13 protein-coding genes and 1 pseudogene are annotated in these 15,239 nt (G+C 53.7%); 5 read left to right on the forward strand and 9 right to left on the reverse strand.

What is annotated here, in order from left to right; genetic code table 11:
- Positions 1–59 precede the first annotated feature (59 nt).
- Positions 60–194: a hypothetical protein gene (locus KEM39_RS11895; RefSeq protein WP_275068412.1), complete on the reverse strand. Its 135-nt coding sequence runs from the start codon at positions 192–194 to the stop codon at positions 60–62.
- A 279-nt stretch (positions 195–473) separates the two neighbouring features.
- On the opposite strand from KEM39_RS11895, the gene KEM39_RS07570 reads away from it, so the two are divergent.
- Positions 474–3,359 carry an autotransporter outer membrane beta-barrel domain-containing protein gene (locus KEM39_RS07570; RefSeq protein WP_211709792.1) on the forward strand — a complete coding sequence of 962 codons (2,886 nt, stop codon included), beginning with the start codon at positions 474–476 and terminating at the stop codon, positions 3,357–3,359.
- A gap of 473 nt (positions 3,360–3,832) precedes the next feature.
- Here the strand turns inward: KEM39_RS07570 and KEM39_RS07575 are convergent, their stop codons facing one another.
- From KEM39_RS07575 to KEM39_RS07585, 3 genes are read right to left on the reverse strand one after another with little or no spacing between them, the layout of a single operon-like run.
- The gene (locus tag KEM39_RS07575) at positions 3,833–4,009 is read right to left on the reverse strand and encodes a hypothetical protein (RefSeq protein WP_192886358.1); all 177 of its coding nucleotides are present in this window, start codon (positions 4,007–4,009) and stop codon (positions 3,833–3,835) included.
- Between the two features lie 19 nt (positions 4,010–4,028).
- On the reverse strand, positions 4,029–4,835 hold the full coding sequence (locus KEM39_RS07580) for a basic amino acid ABC transporter substrate-binding protein (RefSeq protein WP_118796639.1): 807 nt from the start codon (positions 4,833–4,835) through the stop codon (positions 4,029–4,031).
- 51 nt (positions 4,836–4,886) lie between these two features.
- Positions 4,887–5,138, reverse strand: a complete 252-nt coding sequence (locus KEM39_RS07585; RefSeq protein ID WP_002234140.1) for an NGO1151 family protein — start codon at positions 5,136–5,138, stop codon at positions 4,887–4,889.
- 99 nt (positions 5,139–5,237) lie between these two features.
- Between KEM39_RS07585 and KEM39_RS07590 the strand changes: the two genes are divergently transcribed.
- The 3 genes from KEM39_RS07590 (at position 5,238) to KEM39_RS07605 (ending at position 7,719) form a co-directional block, all read left to right on the forward strand.
- Positions 5,238–6,008, forward strand: coding sequence for a hypothetical protein (locus KEM39_RS07590; protein WP_118787190.1), 771 nt, complete (start codon positions 5,238–5,240; stop codon positions 6,006–6,008).
- 249 nt (positions 6,009–6,257) lie between these two features.
- Positions 6,258–7,427, forward strand: coding sequence for an O-succinylhomoserine sulfhydrylase (metZ, locus tag KEM39_RS07600; RefSeq protein ID WP_118997941.1), 1,170 nt, complete (start codon positions 6,258–6,260; stop codon positions 7,425–7,427).
- 85 nt (positions 7,428–7,512) lie between these two features.
- Positions 7,513–7,719, forward strand: a complete 207-nt coding sequence (locus tag KEM39_RS07605) for a DUF2788 domain-containing protein (protein ID WP_002212781.1) — start codon at positions 7,513–7,515, stop codon at positions 7,717–7,719.
- Between the two features lie 73 nt (positions 7,720–7,792).
- Here KEM39_RS07605 and KEM39_RS07610 read toward each other — a convergent pair whose 3' ends face one another.
- From KEM39_RS07610 to parC, 4 genes are all read right to left on the reverse strand, one after another.
- The gene (locus KEM39_RS07610) at positions 7,793–8,545 is read right to left on the reverse strand and encodes a class I SAM-dependent methyltransferase (RefSeq protein ID WP_211709793.1); all 753 of its coding nucleotides are present in this window, start codon (positions 8,543–8,545) and stop codon (positions 7,793–7,795) included.
- A 95-nt stretch (positions 8,546–8,640) separates the two neighbouring features.
- On the reverse strand, positions 8,641–10,158 hold the full coding sequence (locus tag KEM39_RS07615; protein ID WP_211709794.1) for a sigma-54-dependent transcriptional regulator: 1,518 nt from the start codon (positions 10,156–10,158) through the stop codon (positions 8,641–8,643).
- Positions 10,151–11,743: a sensor histidine kinase gene (locus tag KEM39_RS07620; protein WP_249182660.1), complete on the reverse strand. Its 1,593-nt coding sequence runs from the start codon at positions 11,741–11,743 to the stop codon at positions 10,151–10,153. The genes KEM39_RS07615 and KEM39_RS07620 overlap by 8 nt, the downstream gene beginning before the upstream one ends.
- 19 nt (positions 11,744–11,762) lie before the next feature.
- Positions 11,763–14,066 (reverse strand): DNA topoisomerase IV subunit A, encoded by a 2,304-nt coding sequence (gene parC / locus KEM39_RS07625; RefSeq protein WP_118997943.1) that lies wholly within the window; start codon positions 14,064–14,066, stop codon positions 11,763–11,765.
- A gap of 147 nt (positions 14,067–14,213) precedes the next feature.
- Here parC and KEM39_RS07630 point away from each other — a divergent pair, with 147 nt between their 5' ends.
- Positions 14,214–14,897, forward strand: a complete 684-nt coding sequence (locus KEM39_RS07630; RefSeq protein ID WP_211709795.1) for a 2,3-diphosphoglycerate-dependent phosphoglycerate mutase — start codon at positions 14,214–14,216, stop codon at positions 14,895–14,897.
- Here KEM39_RS07630 and KEM39_RS07635 read toward each other — a convergent pair.
- A pseudogene (locus KEM39_RS07635) lies at positions 14,888–15,239 on the reverse strand (hypothetical protein); the annotation flags it as partial. The gene KEM39_RS07630 and the pseudogene KEM39_RS07635 overlap by 10 nt on opposite strands.

The raw sequence follows: 15,239 nt of genomic DNA on the forward strand, positions 1-15,239 counted from the left end.
TTTCAGTTGTTTTGGGTTTCGGGTAATTTCCAAATCGTCATTCCCACGAAAGTGGGAATCTAGCCCTTGGGGTAGCGGCAATATTCAAAAGTCGTCTGAAAATTCAGAAGTTCTAGATTCCCGCTTTCGCGGGAATGACGAAAAATTGCAGGAATGACGAAGAGTTGCGGGAATGACGAAGTTTCAGACGGCATCGCCCCGCCCCGTCATTCCCGCGCAGGCGGGAATCCAGACCGTTCGGTTTCAGCCGTTTCCGATAAATTCTTGCAACTTTGAGTTTCTAGATTCCCACTTTCGTGGGAATGACGTGATACAGATTCCCGTTCTGCATCACAAGATAAAAACATATAAAAAACATTGGAGTATCAAACAATCCATTTTTTTTTTTTTTTTTTTTTTTTTTTTTTTTTTGGTGTGTCAATGATTTAAGCATATAATGATAAAAATCACATATCTTCAAAATGGAAAAACTGATGAAACAAAAAAAGACAGTTCAGTGCATCTTACTTGGTTTTGCAGCCGCTTCTATGCACGCGCAAGGGGCGGACGCTGCAAGCAGTGGAACGATAGAGAAGACAGACAACTACACCCTCGTCCTCGCAAAACAAGGGCAAGAGAACAACTATACCTTTGATGGCGAAACCGAAGTCAAACCCTTAAATTCCCTTATCATTGCCGCCAACGGCGGTACGAACAACATTACGATAAAAGGCAAATTGGCAGACGGCTCTGCCGATGCTCCGCCGACGATTGACAATAAATCGCTTGAAACAAAGATAAACCATTCAGGTTATTCGTACGACTTAAGCGAAGCTAGAGGGGAGAAGAGAGGCGGCGCGGTGATGTTGGCGGATGAAAGCTATGAGGGCGAAAACAAGGTTACTTTTGAAAACGTAACCATAGCCGCCCATAACGCGAATACCGGCATTATGTCTTATGATCAAATCAATACGAATGTATCCAGAAGCTTGGCGCCGGCAACGCTTACCTTTAAAGGGCGCAATACCATCAATATGGATGCGGATAGCAACACTAGTAACGAAGGTATCCTATTGTTTAATAATAGTGAAAAAGTGGGAGAATATCGTCTTGTTTCCGAAGAAGGCTCGACGCTGAATATCAACATCAAATCAGGAAAAGAGAGAGGACAGGGCATTACCGCCAACCACTATGGTAACTACGGCATCAACCTCAACAACGCTTCTCCAAGCATCACCACGATGGAGTTCAAGGGCGACGTAAACATTAAAATCGATAGGAACGGACAGGAAGAGGCGGAAAACAACGGTTTTGGCTTCTATTCAAGCAAAAGAACCGGCAATAAGAAGCAGATTCCGGAAGGTTCTAAGATGGAAGCGATTTTCCGTGGGAATGTCGATATCGTTGCAACGCCGGTTTATGATGAGCAAGGCAGACCCAAAAGCATAGGCAGCGCGTTTGCGATTGACGGGAAAAACAGCAAAGTCGAGGTTGTCGGCGGGGAAGACAAGGTTGTCAAAATCAAAGGCGATATTTTCGCCTACAACGGCGGCAGCGTGAGCGTGAACCTCGCCAACAAAGACTCTTATTTTGAAGGGGAGGCCCATATCGGGAAAAGGAGCTTTGCCAAAGGGAAAGATATGTTCTCCGTAACCGTGGATGCGGATGGGAATGTACCGCCCACGGAAAAAGATATCGACAATGCAAGGAAACGTCTAGTTCGCCAACAGGAAAAATTGCCTAAGCTGGATGAAGAATTGGCTAAACTCAAGGAAGAATTGGCTAAACTCAAGGAAGATGGCTCACAAGAAAAAGAAAAACAAAAAATAGAAAAACAAATAAAAGCAAAAGAGAAATCAAAAGAAAGCAGCATAAAAAGCATTGAGAGAGACGAAGCAAAAATCAAAGAATATGAAGATTTCTTCGATGAAAACGGTTGGATTAAAGACAGCGCGATCGACGACAAAACAAAAAATACCGTCAACCTCAAAATGAGCAACGGCGCGCGCTGGACGGTTACCAATGATTCGATGCTGAAAGAGTTGGATTTGTCGGAAGACGCGCAGGTCGAATTTAGCGACAGCAATAAATTCGTCAAAGTGTCCGTGAGCAATCTCAAGGGCGATGGCGGCGTGTTCAAAATGTATGGCGACATCGTCAAAGGCGAATCGGACAAGCTGATTACCCGGAAAGGCAGCGAAGGCGTACACGTCATCGAATATGAAGACAATGCCAAGGCAAAAACGACGGGCAGGGAGTTTTTAAAGCTGGTCGAAAACAAAGGCGATGCCGAAAACACAAAAGCGTCATACGAATTAAATGTCCGCTGTACGGAACAGGGAGGGTGGTGTTTTGCCTTGGGCGAGTCGGGTGATTCCAAAAAGGTCAATATTTCCGCAGACGGCAAGCGGGACTTCTACCTCTACCCGGCCACCCTGTCGACGGGCGCATCGAGCAGCGTCCTTTTCGGCGAGGCGTTATATCAGTTGAACGCGGTTTCCGATGAAACGCTGGTGCAGCGTATGGGCGAAATCCACGCCGACGGAACGCCGCAGGAAGACAACAACGTTTGGATCAAACGCGTCGGCGGAAAATTTGCCGGCAGCCGCAGCGATTACCGCGTGGGCGGTTACAGCAACCGCTATTGGGGTTTTGCCGGCGGCTTCAACAGGACGGGGTTCGGCGACAAATGGATTCATTACAAAGGGCTGATGCTCCGCCACCTCCAATCGTCCTACACCCCCGAAGACTATGCCGGAAGCGGCAAAATCTACGGCAGGTCGGCAGGCGTTTATTCCACCTGGCTCAACCGGGAAAGCAGGGCTTATTACGATTTGGTCGCCAACATCGCCCGATATAAGGGCAGCTACGGGCTGACCAATTACGCCGGCAAACGGGTCGAATCGGACGAGGCGCGCCTGAATGCCTATATGCTTTCCGCCGAAACCGGCAGGCGGATGGAAAAACAGGACGGCGGCAAAACCTATTGGTGGCAGCCGGAAGCGCAGTTGTCCTACTGGTTTACACGCGGCTACGGCTTTTCGCTGTCAAACGGGCTGGATGCCGAGACGGACAACTTCCGCAGCCTGATGGGGCGGTTCGGCTTTCGGGCGGGCGTGGACGGTTTGGACGGCGGCAGGCTGAACATTTACGGCAAGCTGATGTACAAACGCGAGTTTATCGGCACGATCCGCCACAGGTTCAACGGTTCTGCCGTGGAGGAATTCAAACACCGAGGCGGCTGGTTGGAATACGGCTTGGGCGTGGTACACCGTAATGCCGAAAACGGACGGCAGCTTTATTTTGAGGCGCAAAGGTCTTCGATGCACAAGATGCGTCAGAATTGGCAGGTCAATATGGGCGTGCGCCGTATGTTTTGATGCGCGGATGTGCTTGGAAACAATCCGGAACGGTCAGACGCGTTCCGGATTGTTTTTTTTGTCGGGGCGGTTTGCCGCCATATCAAAACAGGCGGGCGATGCCGTCTGAAGCCTGACAAGGCATTAAATGCCGTCTGAAACTCCGTCATTCCCCTGCTGTCCGCAACTTTTTGTCATTCCCGTGAAAACGGGAATCTAGAATCTCTAAAGCTTCAGCTAACCTTTGAATATTGCTGCTACCCGACGTTCTGGATTCCCGCCTGCGCGGGAATGACGGTCGGGCGGATGCGCCGTCATCACGACTTTTCGTTATTTCCGTGACTTTTCGTCATTCCCGTGACTTTTCGTCATTCCCGTGGAAACGGGAATCTAGAATCTCAAACTTTCAGATAATCTTTGAATATTGCCGCTGTCCAATGGTCCGGATTCCCGCCTGCGTGGGAATGACGGGTTTTTATAATCTTTAAAAACTGCTACTGCCCGACAGTTCGGGGTGGGAATGACGGTGCCGTCTGAAGTCCAACAAAGCCCCCGATGCCGTCTGAAAACCCAAATGGCGGCATAACAATGCCGCGCCGCCGACATTGCCGTCCCGACACAAAACGGCACAGACAATAAAAAATGCCGTCTGAAAGGGCTTCAGACGGCATTGTGTTCGGACGGGCGGGCTTATTTTGCGGCCTGTTCGCCCTCTTTGGCAAAATATTTGGCGTAGATTTTGTCGTATTCGCCGCTTTCGCGTACTTTTTTCAACGCATCGTTCATTACTTTTAAGGTTTCCCCGTCGCCTTTGCGTACCGCGATGCCGTAGTGTTCGGTGGTGAAGTCGGGCAGGGTAACGAAGTCCATCCCTTTGGTCGGATTGTTTTTCACATAATTGGCGATGACCGCGCTGTCGCTGACTACGGAATCTAAGCCGCCGTTTTCCAGTTCTTTGATAATCAGGGGAACGTTTTCAAAGCGCGCGATTTTCGGGTTGTCGTTGCCCAAGAGTTTGGAAACGGAGAAATCGCCCGTGTAGCCGGTTACCACGCCGACTTTGTTCATCTTTTTCAAATCTTCGGAAGAAGATACTTTTTTGCCTTTCGGAACGAGGACGACTTGGGTGATTTCAAAATACGGGTCGCTGAAGTCCATAGACTGTTTGCGGTCGTCGGTAATGGTTACGCCCGACATCACAACGTCCGCATCGCCGTTGTTCAAGGCGGGGAAAAGGCTGTCCCACGGCTGGTGTTTGAATTCGATTTTAAAATTGCCCGCCTTCGCCATCGCGTTCATCAAATCCACGTCGAAGCCTTCGACATTGCCTTTCGAGTCTAAAGATTCAAAGGGGGCAAACTCGGCGTTGGAAGCCACGCGGTACACTTTGTCGGGGTTTGCGGCGGGCGCGGCGGTATCTTTGCCCTGACCGCCGCAGGCAGACAGCGCGAGCGCGGAACAGGCAAGGGCGGCGGCAATCCATTTTTTCATATTCATCAACATTCCTTTCGGTAATCAAAAATCCTAAAAAATCAGTTTAACATAAAATTAACGTTCTTTTTCACGGAAAAACGCATAAGTAACGTCGTGGAACAAATCCGTATGCGGGCTGTCCTCATAGCTCAATTCTGCCAAGGCATCTTCAAAAGCAAGCTGAATCGACTCGACCGCGACTTCGGCGGTGTCTGCGGGAAGGGCGCGGATTAAGGCTTTGAAGGCGGTGGACAGGACGTGGTTCTGCATACGCAGCACATCGTTTGCCTCTTCCAGATATTCCAAACGCTGTTCGATGCTGCTCATGATGTATCCTCGCGAATCTGTTAAAATGCGCGATTATATCAAACGCGCTTCAGGCGGGGTTTGTCCGCCTGCAAAGATTAAGGACCGGAAGCCGAAAAAATGGATACGAACAATCAGGATAAAGAGCCGAATTGGGAAAAACGCTTGGAAAACCTGCGCCGGACGCGCCGTATGAATACCGCGCCCGACCGTGTGCCGCCGGTTCAAACTTCCGAAGCGGCAAAGGGTTCGCCCGCACCGAAATTGGACGATGCAAGCCGAAACCGTGTGTTAAAGGCGTATCTGAAGAAATGGCAGGAGGAGCACAATGCCGCCGTTGCCGATTGCGGGGAAGAAATCGAAACCGACCCGATGGTTATTCTTCAGGAAAACTGGCTCAACGCGCAGGCTTCCCTGCAAATGTCGGTTTCGGAAAAACACATTGAATCGCAGCGGAAAATCTGGTTTGATGCCAAAAAAGACAGTGTCGAATTTGAAACCGCACAGATTGGGGACGGGGAAAACGCCGACGAGGCAGAATCCGGCACGAATGAGCCGGCGGTTTCGGAAAACGGGGAAAACGATGCGGAAGAAACGTTGATGCCCGTCCAACTCAATATCCTGAACCCGAAAGCCGTCAACCGGCGCGAAGTGTTCTGCCTGTCCGAACAGGAGCTGACCGAACGGCTGATCAAACGCCTGCGCCCGCATCTGACCGATACCGTCAACGGCATCATCCGTACGGCGGTGCAGAAGCAGATGGCGGTTTTTACCTACCAGCTCCAGCAGATGCTGCACGAGCAGGCGGGGGCGGTAGTCGAAGACGTGTTGGAACACGATGTCCGCAAAATCCTCAACGACATCAAGTACGAGTTAAAATACAAACGCTGACCGTCATGCCGTCTGAAAGCCGTTTCAGACGGCATTTTCCTGCCCGTCCGACTTGAAAGGCACACGGAACGGGCGCAAAATATTAATATAGTGGATTAAATTTAAATCAGGACAAGGCGACGAAGCCGCAGACAGTACAGATAGTACGGCAAGGCGAGGCAACGCTGTACTGGTTTAAATTTAATCCACTATAAATTAAACAATGGGCGCGCGCCCCGTTTTTGAACGGACAAAACCGAGGAATCACCGATGAGCAAAAAACTTCATCCGCAAACGCTCGCCATACGCGGCGGCAAAGAACAAACCGGATACCGCGAACACAATCAGGCCTTGTTTCTGACCAGCAGCTTCATGTGGGACAACGCCCAACACGCTGCCGATTTGTTTTCAAAAAAAATCAAAGGGTTCACTTATACCCGTACTGCCAACCCGACTACAGCCGCCTTTGAAAAACGCATCGCCGCATTGGAAGGTGCGGAACGCGCGGTCGCCACTTCGACCGGCATGTCCGCGATTCAGGCGGCGTTTTTCACCTTCTTGCAGGCGGGCGACCATGTGATTTCCAGCCGCAGCCTGTTCGGCACGACCGTCGGCTTTATCAATAACATCGTTACCAAATTCGGTATCGAAGTGAGCCACGTGTCGCCGACTGATATAAACGAATGGAAAGCCGCCGTCAAAGCCAACACCAAACTGCTGTTTTTGGAAACGCCGTCCAACCCCTTGGGCGAAGTGGCCGACCTGGAGGCATTGGCGGAATTGGCGCACAGCATCGGCGCGATTTTGGTGGTGGACAACAGCCTGCTGTCGCCCATCGGCTCTCAGCCTTTGAAGCACGGCGCAGATATTTCCGTTTCTTCCGCAACCAAAGCCATAGACGGACACGGACGCGTGATGGGCGGCGTGTTGGCGGGTTCGGAAGAACTGATGGCGCAGGTCGCCGTTTACTGCAACTCTTGCGGGCTGGCGATGTCGCCGTTTAACGCATGGCAGTTGTTGAGCGGCGTGGAAACCCTGTCGCTGCGTATGGAAAAACAGTTCGACAACGCCCTGAAAATCGCCCAATGGCTGCAAGCGCAGCCGCAGGTTCAAGCCGTGTACTACACCGGATTGCCCGACCATCCGCAGGCGGAGCTTATCCGCAAACAGCAAAACGGCGGCGGCATCGTCATCGGCTTTGAAGTCGCCGACCAAGCAGCCGCGTGGAAAGTCGTGGACGGCGTGGAACTCTTTTCCCGCACCGCCAACCTCGGCGATGTGCGCTCGACCATCACCCATCCGTGGACAACCACGCACGGCAGGATGCAGCCCGAAGAAAAACTCGCCGCCAACATCCGCCCCGGATTGGTGCGCCTGTCGGTCGGTTTGGAATATGTTGGCGATTTGATTGACGATTTGAAACAGGCACTCGCGCGCTGATTGTGTGTTTCAGACGGCATTGGACAGCAGATGCCGTCTGAAACCCTTATCGCGTATGGCATACACATCAACAATAGGAAAAAATATGGATGAAGCGGTTTTTGCCGATTGGGCGTTGAAAATCTGCCTGACCGGCCTGATTATTTTTTTAGGTTTTATCGTTTGGAATTTGGGCAAGGAGTCTAAAGCGGGCAAATTCGGCATCGCCATTTTGTTTTTAGTCTTGGGCTTGGGCGTGTTCGGTTTTGTGTTCAAAGAGTTATTGATTAAGTTTTTGGTATTGCCGAAATAGGCTGCTGCCTGTCGAAATGCCGTCTGGAACGCAGGGTTTCAGACGGCATTTTTTATCGGGGCTTGAAGGGGCGTTATCCCTTGTCCGCTCCGTAGGGCAGGTAAACGTCGAAGCGGGTGCTTTTGCCGGTGTATTGGTAGGCGGGGCTTTGCCCGGCAAGCAATCCGCCGAGGCGGGGGCGTTTGACGACGACGCGTTTTTTTGCCGTTTGGCGTGCAGTATGGAGGAGGGCGGCCTCGTCTTGCGCTTCGCCGACGAGCTGGTGGAAGTAAGCCATTTCTTTTTTGACGGCGGCACTTTTGCGGCGTTCGGGATACATGGGGTCGAGATAGACGATGTCGGGTTTGCCTTGTGTTTGGACAAGTGTGGGCATTTGTTCGGCGGCGTTGCCGAAATGGAGGTTGATGCGCGCGGCGGTGTCTTGCGTTTCGGGATTGAGGAGGGCGCGGCGGATGCCGTCTGAAAGCAGGCAGGCGACGGCGGGATGTTGCTCGAAGGCGGTAACGGTCAGTCCGAGCGAGGCGAGGACGAAGCTGTCGCGCCCCAATCCGGCGGTCGCGTCCCAAACGGTGGGGTGCGCGGTGTGGTTGACGGCTTTGGCGATAAGTTCGCCCCCGCCTTTTGTGCGCCGGTATTGTGCTGCGCCGGAGGCAAAATCGACGATGACGCTGCTTTTTTCCCCGACAAGCTTGAGGCTGACGGTATCGTGCTCGGCAAGGAGGTAGCTGCCTTGTTCGGGCGGTTGGGAAACGGGCACGAGGGGGAATGCCCGTATCAGGGCGCGGACGGTTTCGGTGGCGGTGTTGTCAATAAGGATGTCGGTCATGGCAGTTTTGTTTGTTCGGAAGCAAGGGGCGGTACCCGCTTTTCCGTGCCGTTTCAGACGGCATTTTTTCGGGTGGGCAGGCTGTTGTTTTGCCGTCAGCCGATGTTGAGGCGTTCCATACGGTAGCGCATGGAACGGAAGCTGATGCCCAAGCGTTTGGCGGCCTGCGTGCGGTTGCCTTCGGTTTGTTTGAGGACTTGTTCGATGATGTCGCGTTCGATTTTGTCGAGATAGTCCTGTATCTGCATGGTATCGGGGTCGAACGGGAGAAAGCGGGACGGCGCGGCGGCTGTTTCAGACGGCAAGGTATCGGCGACAGGGACGGCGGTTCCCGTCCGGACGGGTTTGTGGCGCACATCTTGGATTTGCAGGTCGTCGATTTGCACGGTATGTCCGACGCACAGGGCGACGGCGCGTTCGAGGATGTTTTCGAGTTCGCGGAAATTGCCCGGATAACTGTAATTCAGGAGCATCTGTTGCGCGGCGGGGGAGAGTGTGTAAGGCCGGTTGTTGTGGCTGTGTTTGTACAGGAGGTAGGGGATGAGCAGCTTCAAGTCTTCGCGCATTTCACGCAGGGACGGCATATTGAGGCTGACGACATTGAGGCGGTAATACAGGTCTTGGCGGAATGCGCCGCTTTCGACAAGGGCTTCGAGGTTTTTGTGGGTGGCGCAGACGATGCGGACATCGACGGGCTGCTCGGTCGCGTCGCCGATACGGCGCACGGCTTTTTCTTGAATCGCACGCAAGAGTTTGACCTGCATGGAAAGGGGCAGGTCGGCCACTTCGTCGAGGAAGAGCGTACCGCCGTCGGCATGGCGGAAGAAACCGGCATGGTCTTTGTCGGCACCGGTAAAGCTGCCTTTGCGGTAGCCGAAAAATTCGCTTTCCATGAGGTTTTCGGGAATCGCGCCACAGTTGACGGCGACAAAGGGTTTGTCCGCGCGGTCGGACAGTTCGTGTATGGTGCGCGCCGCCTGTTCTTTACCTGTACCGGATTCGCCGGAAATATAGACGGGTACTTTGCCGGGCGCGAGGCGGCGGATGAGGTGGCGGATTTCGACCATCTGCGGAGAGCTGCCGAGCAGGCGGGGCATATCGGGTTCCGCATAGGGAAGGGCGGCGGAAACGGGCGGTGCCGCCGGTATTGCGTTTGCAGGTTCCGGGGCTTCAGACGGCATGGGGGGAGAAACGGGGGATGCCGTCTGAATGGGCGGTTCGGGGATTTTGTTTTGGTTTTCGGAAACGGAAATTGCCGATTTGACGAGGGAACGCAGCCGGGCGAGGGTGATGGGTTTTTGGATGTAGTCGAACGCGCCGCAACGCAGGGCTTCCTGTGCCTGATCGGCATTGCCGAAGGCGGTAATGACGGCAATCGGGATGTCGAGTGCACGGCTGTTGATGTGTTGGACGACTTCCAGCCCCGAGCCGTCGGGCATACGCATATCGGTCAGGACGAGCGAATAGCGTTGGCTGTCGAGCTTGTTTTTGGCTTCGGCAACGCCTGACGCGGTATGGACGCGCAAGCCCATTTTCATCAGGGTCATTTCCATCAGGTCGAGAATGTCGGTTTCGTCATCGACGACGAGGACGGGGTGTTGCAGTTCAGTCATTGGTTTTTTCCGGTAATGTGAGTTCGAAACATTTGGCTTCCGGCAGGTAGGTCAAATCGCCGAAATTGGCGTGCGCCAGTTCGCGGGCGACATACAGCCCGAGGCCGGTGCCGTTTTCCGCCGTGGTGTAAAAGGGTTCGAACAGGTGTTCCTGCACTTCGGGCGGAACGCCGCCGCCGTCGTCGGCAAAGAGGATGCAGACGGTGTTTTTTTGCGCGGGGCGGATGGTGACGGAAATCGAGCCGGGCTGTTTGCGGCTGTGCCGCCACGCGTTGTTGGCGAGGTTCCACATAATTTGCCGCAGGTGGGCGGGATCGAAATAGGCAGTCAGGCTGCCGCCTTGAATATCCGGACGGATGCAGCCGGCGGCATCGGGATGGCCGAGCAGGAACTCTTGTTTGAATTCTTCCCAAAACGGTATCAGGCCGATGGTTTCGCGTTCGGTTTTGTTGCGCTTGTTGAGCGAGGAAATGTCTTCGAGCATTTTGTCGATACGGCAGACGTTGCCGTCGATGATTTTGCACAATTTGGCGTTGAACGGATCTGCCGCCCCCGCTTCCATATTTTCGCGCAGCAGGTCGTTGGCGTGGCGGATGGCGGACATCGGGTTGCGGATTTCGTGGGCGAGGTTGGCGGTCAGTTGTCCGAGCGCGGCAAGTTTGACGGACAGGGCTTCCGCCTGAATTTCGCTCTGCGGGCGGATGTAGAGGATGAGCAGCTTGTCCGGCCCTTTGTTGACCGGAACGGCGCGGATGCCGGCGTTCAGGCCGGGTGTGCCGAGGACGTATTCGAAAGTGTGCGGAGAGGCTTGATTCCACAGTTCGGCGGCAGAATCGGACAGGTCGGCACGCCGTCCGATTTCGAGCGCGGGGAAAAGGTCTTTCGCCTTCCGGTTGAACAGCACCGCCAGCCTTTCGGTATTGATGACGACGACGGCTTCCTGAACGCGTTCGAGTACGGTTTGGCTCAAGCCTTTGATGCGCCGGTAGGCGAGGTGGTTGTCGCGGGCCAGTTGGCCGGCGCTGTCGATGTATTTGACCGACAGTGAGGTGAAGATGGCGGAAAGATAGGAGGCGGCGACGAGGATGAAGGTTGCCGAGGCGGTACGGGTATCCGATATGAGCGGGTATTTGCCGATATCGCCGTCGGCAATGGCGTTGAATATCAGCAGGATGGCGGCGTAGCTGGAATAGAGCAGGGGATAACGCCCGTAGCTGAGCAGGCAGGAGCAGACGACGAAGGGCAGGATCAGGATGCCGAAGCCGGAATCGATGCCGCCGAACAGGTAGGTCAGCACGCCGATCATCGTGATGTCCGCCACCGCGCTGAAACGCGGCATTTTCAGCGACTGCCATTGCCAATGCGGATGGATGATGGAAAAGAAAATCAGCCAGCAGGCAATGGCGAGCCAAACATAAAACGCCCACGCCGTCCACGAAGCGTGCAGGTTCGCACGGCTGCCGGTTTCCAGCCCGAGGATGTGCATAATCATCAGCGGGAAAACGATGGCGACGCGGATGATGTTGATCAGATTGGGAATCCGGTCTTTGAGTTTCTCAAGTTCGCGGGTATTGGAAATTACCATAATATGTGCAGAATCGGGTTTATTTCGGGGAAGAAAGCTGTTTCAGGCTGCCCGATATGGGTAATAGTTTGCCTTTTTTGCCGCGTTTTGCCTCAAGCAGGGAGACGGAGATGCGGTCTTTGTGCGCCGCGCCGCGCCTGCCTTCGCTTTCAATCAGGATTTCCGGCTCGGAAGAAACGGCGGTATGCGTCATCGATTCGCCGGCGTTTAATCCGATGATTTGCAGTCCTTTGCCTTTCGCCATAATTTTCAATTCGCCGATGGGGAAGGCGAGGACGCGGTTTTGATTGGTGGCGGCAATGATTTTGCAGTCGGGGTTGATCAGCGAAGAAGCATAGACGGCAACCGGCGGCAAAACGGTTTCGCCACTGTCCACGGTCATGACCACTTTACCCGCTTTCACGCGCCCGACCATGTCGCCCAGCTTGGCGATGAAGCCGTAGCCGCCGCTGCTTGATAATAAATAATGTTGTTCCGGCAATCCTGTCAACATCGCAACGGGTTTCGCGCCGTTTTGCAGCTCGATTAAGGATGAAACCGGCACGCCGTCGCCGCGTCCGCCGGGGATTTCGGCGGCATCGAGCGTGTAGGTTCTGCCCAATGAATCGAGAATGACGACGGGCAAAACCGTTCTGCCTTCGAGAGTTTGTTTGAGGCGGTCGCCTTCTTTGAACGCGGTTTGGCTCAAATCGAGGTTGTGTCCGGCACGGCTGCGTATCCAGCCTTTTTCCGACAGAATCAGCGTGATGGGTTCGTCGGCGGTGGTTTGCGTCAGCACGGCGCGTCCGGCCTCTTCCACCAGCGTGCGGCGCGCATCGCCGTATTGTTTCATGTCCGCCTGCATCTCTTTGATAATCAGCTTGCGTTTTTCGTTTTCGTCGCCCAAAAGGATATTCAGACGGCCTTGTTCTTCGCGCAATTCGTTCAATTCTTTTTCGAGTTTGAACCCTTCCAAACGCGCCAACTGACGCAAGCGGATTTCCAAAATGTCTTCGGCTTGGATTTCGGTTAGCCCGAATGCCGCCATCAAATCGGCTTTCGGGTCGTCCGATTCGCGGATGACTTTAATCACTTCGTCGATGTGCAGAAAGACTTTCAGACGGCCTTCGAGAATGTGCAGCCGTTTTTCCACTTGGTTCAAACGGAATTTCAGACGACGTGTTACGGTCACGACGCGGAAATCCAGCCATTCTTGCAAAATCGTTTTCAGGTTTTTCTGCGCGGGGCGGTTGTCCAGTCCCATCATCACCAAGTTCATGGACACATTGCCTTCCAGCGAAGTCTGCGCCATCAGCGTGTTGATGAAGGTATCGGTATCGATGCGGCTGGATTTCGGCTCGAACACCAGACGCACGGGATGTTCGCCGTCGGACTCGTCGCGCACGCGGTCGATTAAATCCAGCATCAGCTTTTTGGTATTAAGCTGGTCTTGGTTGAGCTGCTTTTTACCCGCTTTCGGTTTCGGATTGGTTTGCTCTTCGATTTCGGCAAGGATTTTGGCAGAGTTGGCGTTCGGCGGCAGCTCGGTTACGATGACGCGCCATTGTCCGCGCGCCAGCTTCTCGATTTCGTAACGCGCACGCACACGTACGCTGCCCTTGCCGGTTTCGTAAATCCGGCGCAATTCGTCCGCCGGCGTGATGATTTGACCGCCGCCGGCAAAATCGGGCGCGGGAATATATTGCATCAGGTCGGCAGTTTCCAGCGTCGGCTTTTTCAACAGCGCAATCGCCGCCTGCGTCACTTCGTTCAAATTGTGCGGCGGAATTTCGGTCGCCATACCTACCGCGATGCCTGACGCGCCGTTGAGCAACACCATAGGCAGACGTGCAGGCAGGTGTACAGGTTCTTCAAACGCGCCGTCGTAGTTCGGCACAAAATCCACCGTCCCCTGATTGATTTCGGACAACAGTAATTCCGCAATCGGCGTGAGCCGCGCTTCGGTGTAGCGCATCGCCGCCGCCCCGTCGCCGTCGCGCGAACCGAAGTTGCCGATGCCGTCGATTAAGGGGTAGCGCAAGGTAAAATCCTGAGCCATCCGCACCATCGCCTCATAGGCGGAACTGTCGCCGTGCGGATGGTATTTGCCCAAAATCTCGCCGACCACGCGCGCCGATTTCACCGGTTTCGCGCCCGCCGTCAAACCCATATCGCGCATGGCAAACAAAATGCGCCGCTGCACGGGCTTTTGGCCGTCTGAAACTTCAGGCAGTGCGCGGCCTTTGACCACGCTCATGGCGTATTCGAGATAGGCGCGTTCGGCGTATTGACCGAGTATCAGCGTATTGGAATCGGTATGGGAAGCGTGCGGTTGCGTATTCATTGTGTATGCGGAATGTAAAGCAAAGGACATTATTGTAAATCAAAACGGCAAACCATAGTGGGCGCGTGTCTGAATCTGAATCAAATACGGGCAATGTGGAAATATGTTATAAATAAGGCTTTCCCACTTTTACAGATTGGAGACGATATGGAATTGGTATTTATCCGCCACGGACAAAGCGAATGGAACGCGAAAAACCTGTTTACAGGCTGGCGCGATGTGAAACTGAGCGAGCAGGGGCTTGCCGAGGCTGCCGCCGCCGGTAAAAAACTGAAAGAAAAAGGCTATGAGTTCGACATCGCCTTCACATCCGTCCTGACCCGCGCGATTAAGACCTGCAACATCGTTTTGGAAGAATCCGACCAACTGTTCGTGCCGCAAATCAAAACCTGGCGGCTGAACGAACGCCACTACGGCCGACTGCAAGGCCTGGACAAAAAACAAACCGCCGAACAATACGGCGACGAGCAAGTCCGCATCTGGCGGCGCAGCTACGACACCCTGCCGCCGCTCTTGGACAAAGACGATGAGTTTTCCGCACACAAAGACCGCCGCTATGCCCATCTGCCTGCCGATGTTATCCCCGACGGCGAAAACCTGAAAGTAACGCTGGAGCGCGTATTACCGTTTTGGGAAGACCAAATCGCCCCCGCGATTTTGAGCGGCAAACGCGTCTTGGTGGCGGCGCACGGCAACTCCCTGCGCGCGCTGGCAAAACACATCGAGGGCATTTCCGACGAAGACATCATGGGCTTGGAAATCCCGACCGGTCAGCCGCTGGTGTACAAATTAGACGACAACCTGAAAGTCATCGAAAAATTCTACCTGTAAGGGTTTGAAATAAAAAATGCCGTCTGAAGGCTTGAGCGTTCAGACGGCATTTTTGACGGTAAACGTAGCAACTGCTTTCGCGATAACGACGGGATTTTAGGTTTTTGTTTTTCTGTTTTCTCGGGAAGGATGGGTTTTAGGTTGCGGTCATTTATCGGAAAAGCAGAAACCGCTCCGCCGTCATTCCCGCGAAGGCGGGAATCTAGAACCTCTGAATTTTCAGACAACCTTTGAATATTGCCGCCGTCCCGCGTTCTGGATTCCCGCCTGCGCGGGAATGACGATTCGAGACCTTTGCAAAATTCCTTTCCCTCCCGACAGCCGAAACCCAAACACAGGTTT

This window comes from Neisseria sp. Marseille-Q1983, from assembly GCF_018224585.1.
Classification (GTDB): Bacteria; Pseudomonadota; Gammaproteobacteria; order Burkholderiales; family Neisseriaceae; genus Neisseria; species Neisseria polysaccharea.

Coding starts and splice junctions, on each gene's coding strand:
- KEM39_RS11895 (WP_275068412.1), bottom strand. CDS start 194: ATGCCGTCTGAAACTTCGTCATTCCCGCAACTCTTCGTCATTCCTGCA.
- KEM39_RS07570 (WP_211709792.1), top strand. CDS start 474: ATGAAACAAAAAAAGACAGTTCAGTGCATCTTACTTGGTTTTGCAGCC.
- KEM39_RS07575 (WP_192886358.1), bottom strand. CDS start 4,009: ATGCCGTCTGAAGCCCTTTCAGACGGCATTTTTTATTGTCTGTGCCGT.
- KEM39_RS07580 (WP_118796639.1), bottom strand. CDS start 4,835: ATGAATATGAAAAAATGGATTGCCGCCGCCCTTGCCTGTTCCGCGCTC.
- KEM39_RS07585 (WP_002234140.1), bottom strand. CDS start 5,138: ATGAGCAGCATCGAACAGCGTTTGGAATATCTGGAAGAGGCAAACGAT.
- KEM39_RS07590 (WP_118787190.1), top strand. CDS start 5,238: ATGGATACGAACAATCAGGATAAAGAGCCGAATTGGGAAAAACGCTTG.
- metZ (WP_118997941.1), top strand. CDS start 6,258: ATGAGCAAAAAACTTCATCCGCAAACGCTCGCCATACGCGGCGGCAAA.
- KEM39_RS07605 (WP_002212781.1), top strand. CDS start 7,513: ATGGATGAAGCGGTTTTTGCCGATTGGGCGTTGAAAATCTGCCTGACC.
- KEM39_RS07610 (WP_211709793.1), bottom strand. CDS start 8,545: ATGACCGACATCCTTATTGACAACACCGCCACCGAAACCGTCCGCGCC.
- KEM39_RS07615 (WP_211709794.1), bottom strand. CDS start 10,158: ATGACTGAACTGCAACACCCCGTCCTCGTCGTCGATGACGAAACCGAC.
- KEM39_RS07620 (WP_249182660.1), bottom strand. CDS start 11,743: ATGGTAATTTCCAATACCCGCGAACTTGAGAAACTCAAAGACCGGATT.
- parC (WP_118997943.1), bottom strand. CDS start 14,066: ATGAATACGCAACCGCACGCTTCCCATACCGATTCCAATACGCTGATA.
- KEM39_RS07630 (WP_211709795.1), top strand. CDS start 14,214: ATGGAATTGGTATTTATCCGCCACGGACAAAGCGAATGGAACGCGAAA.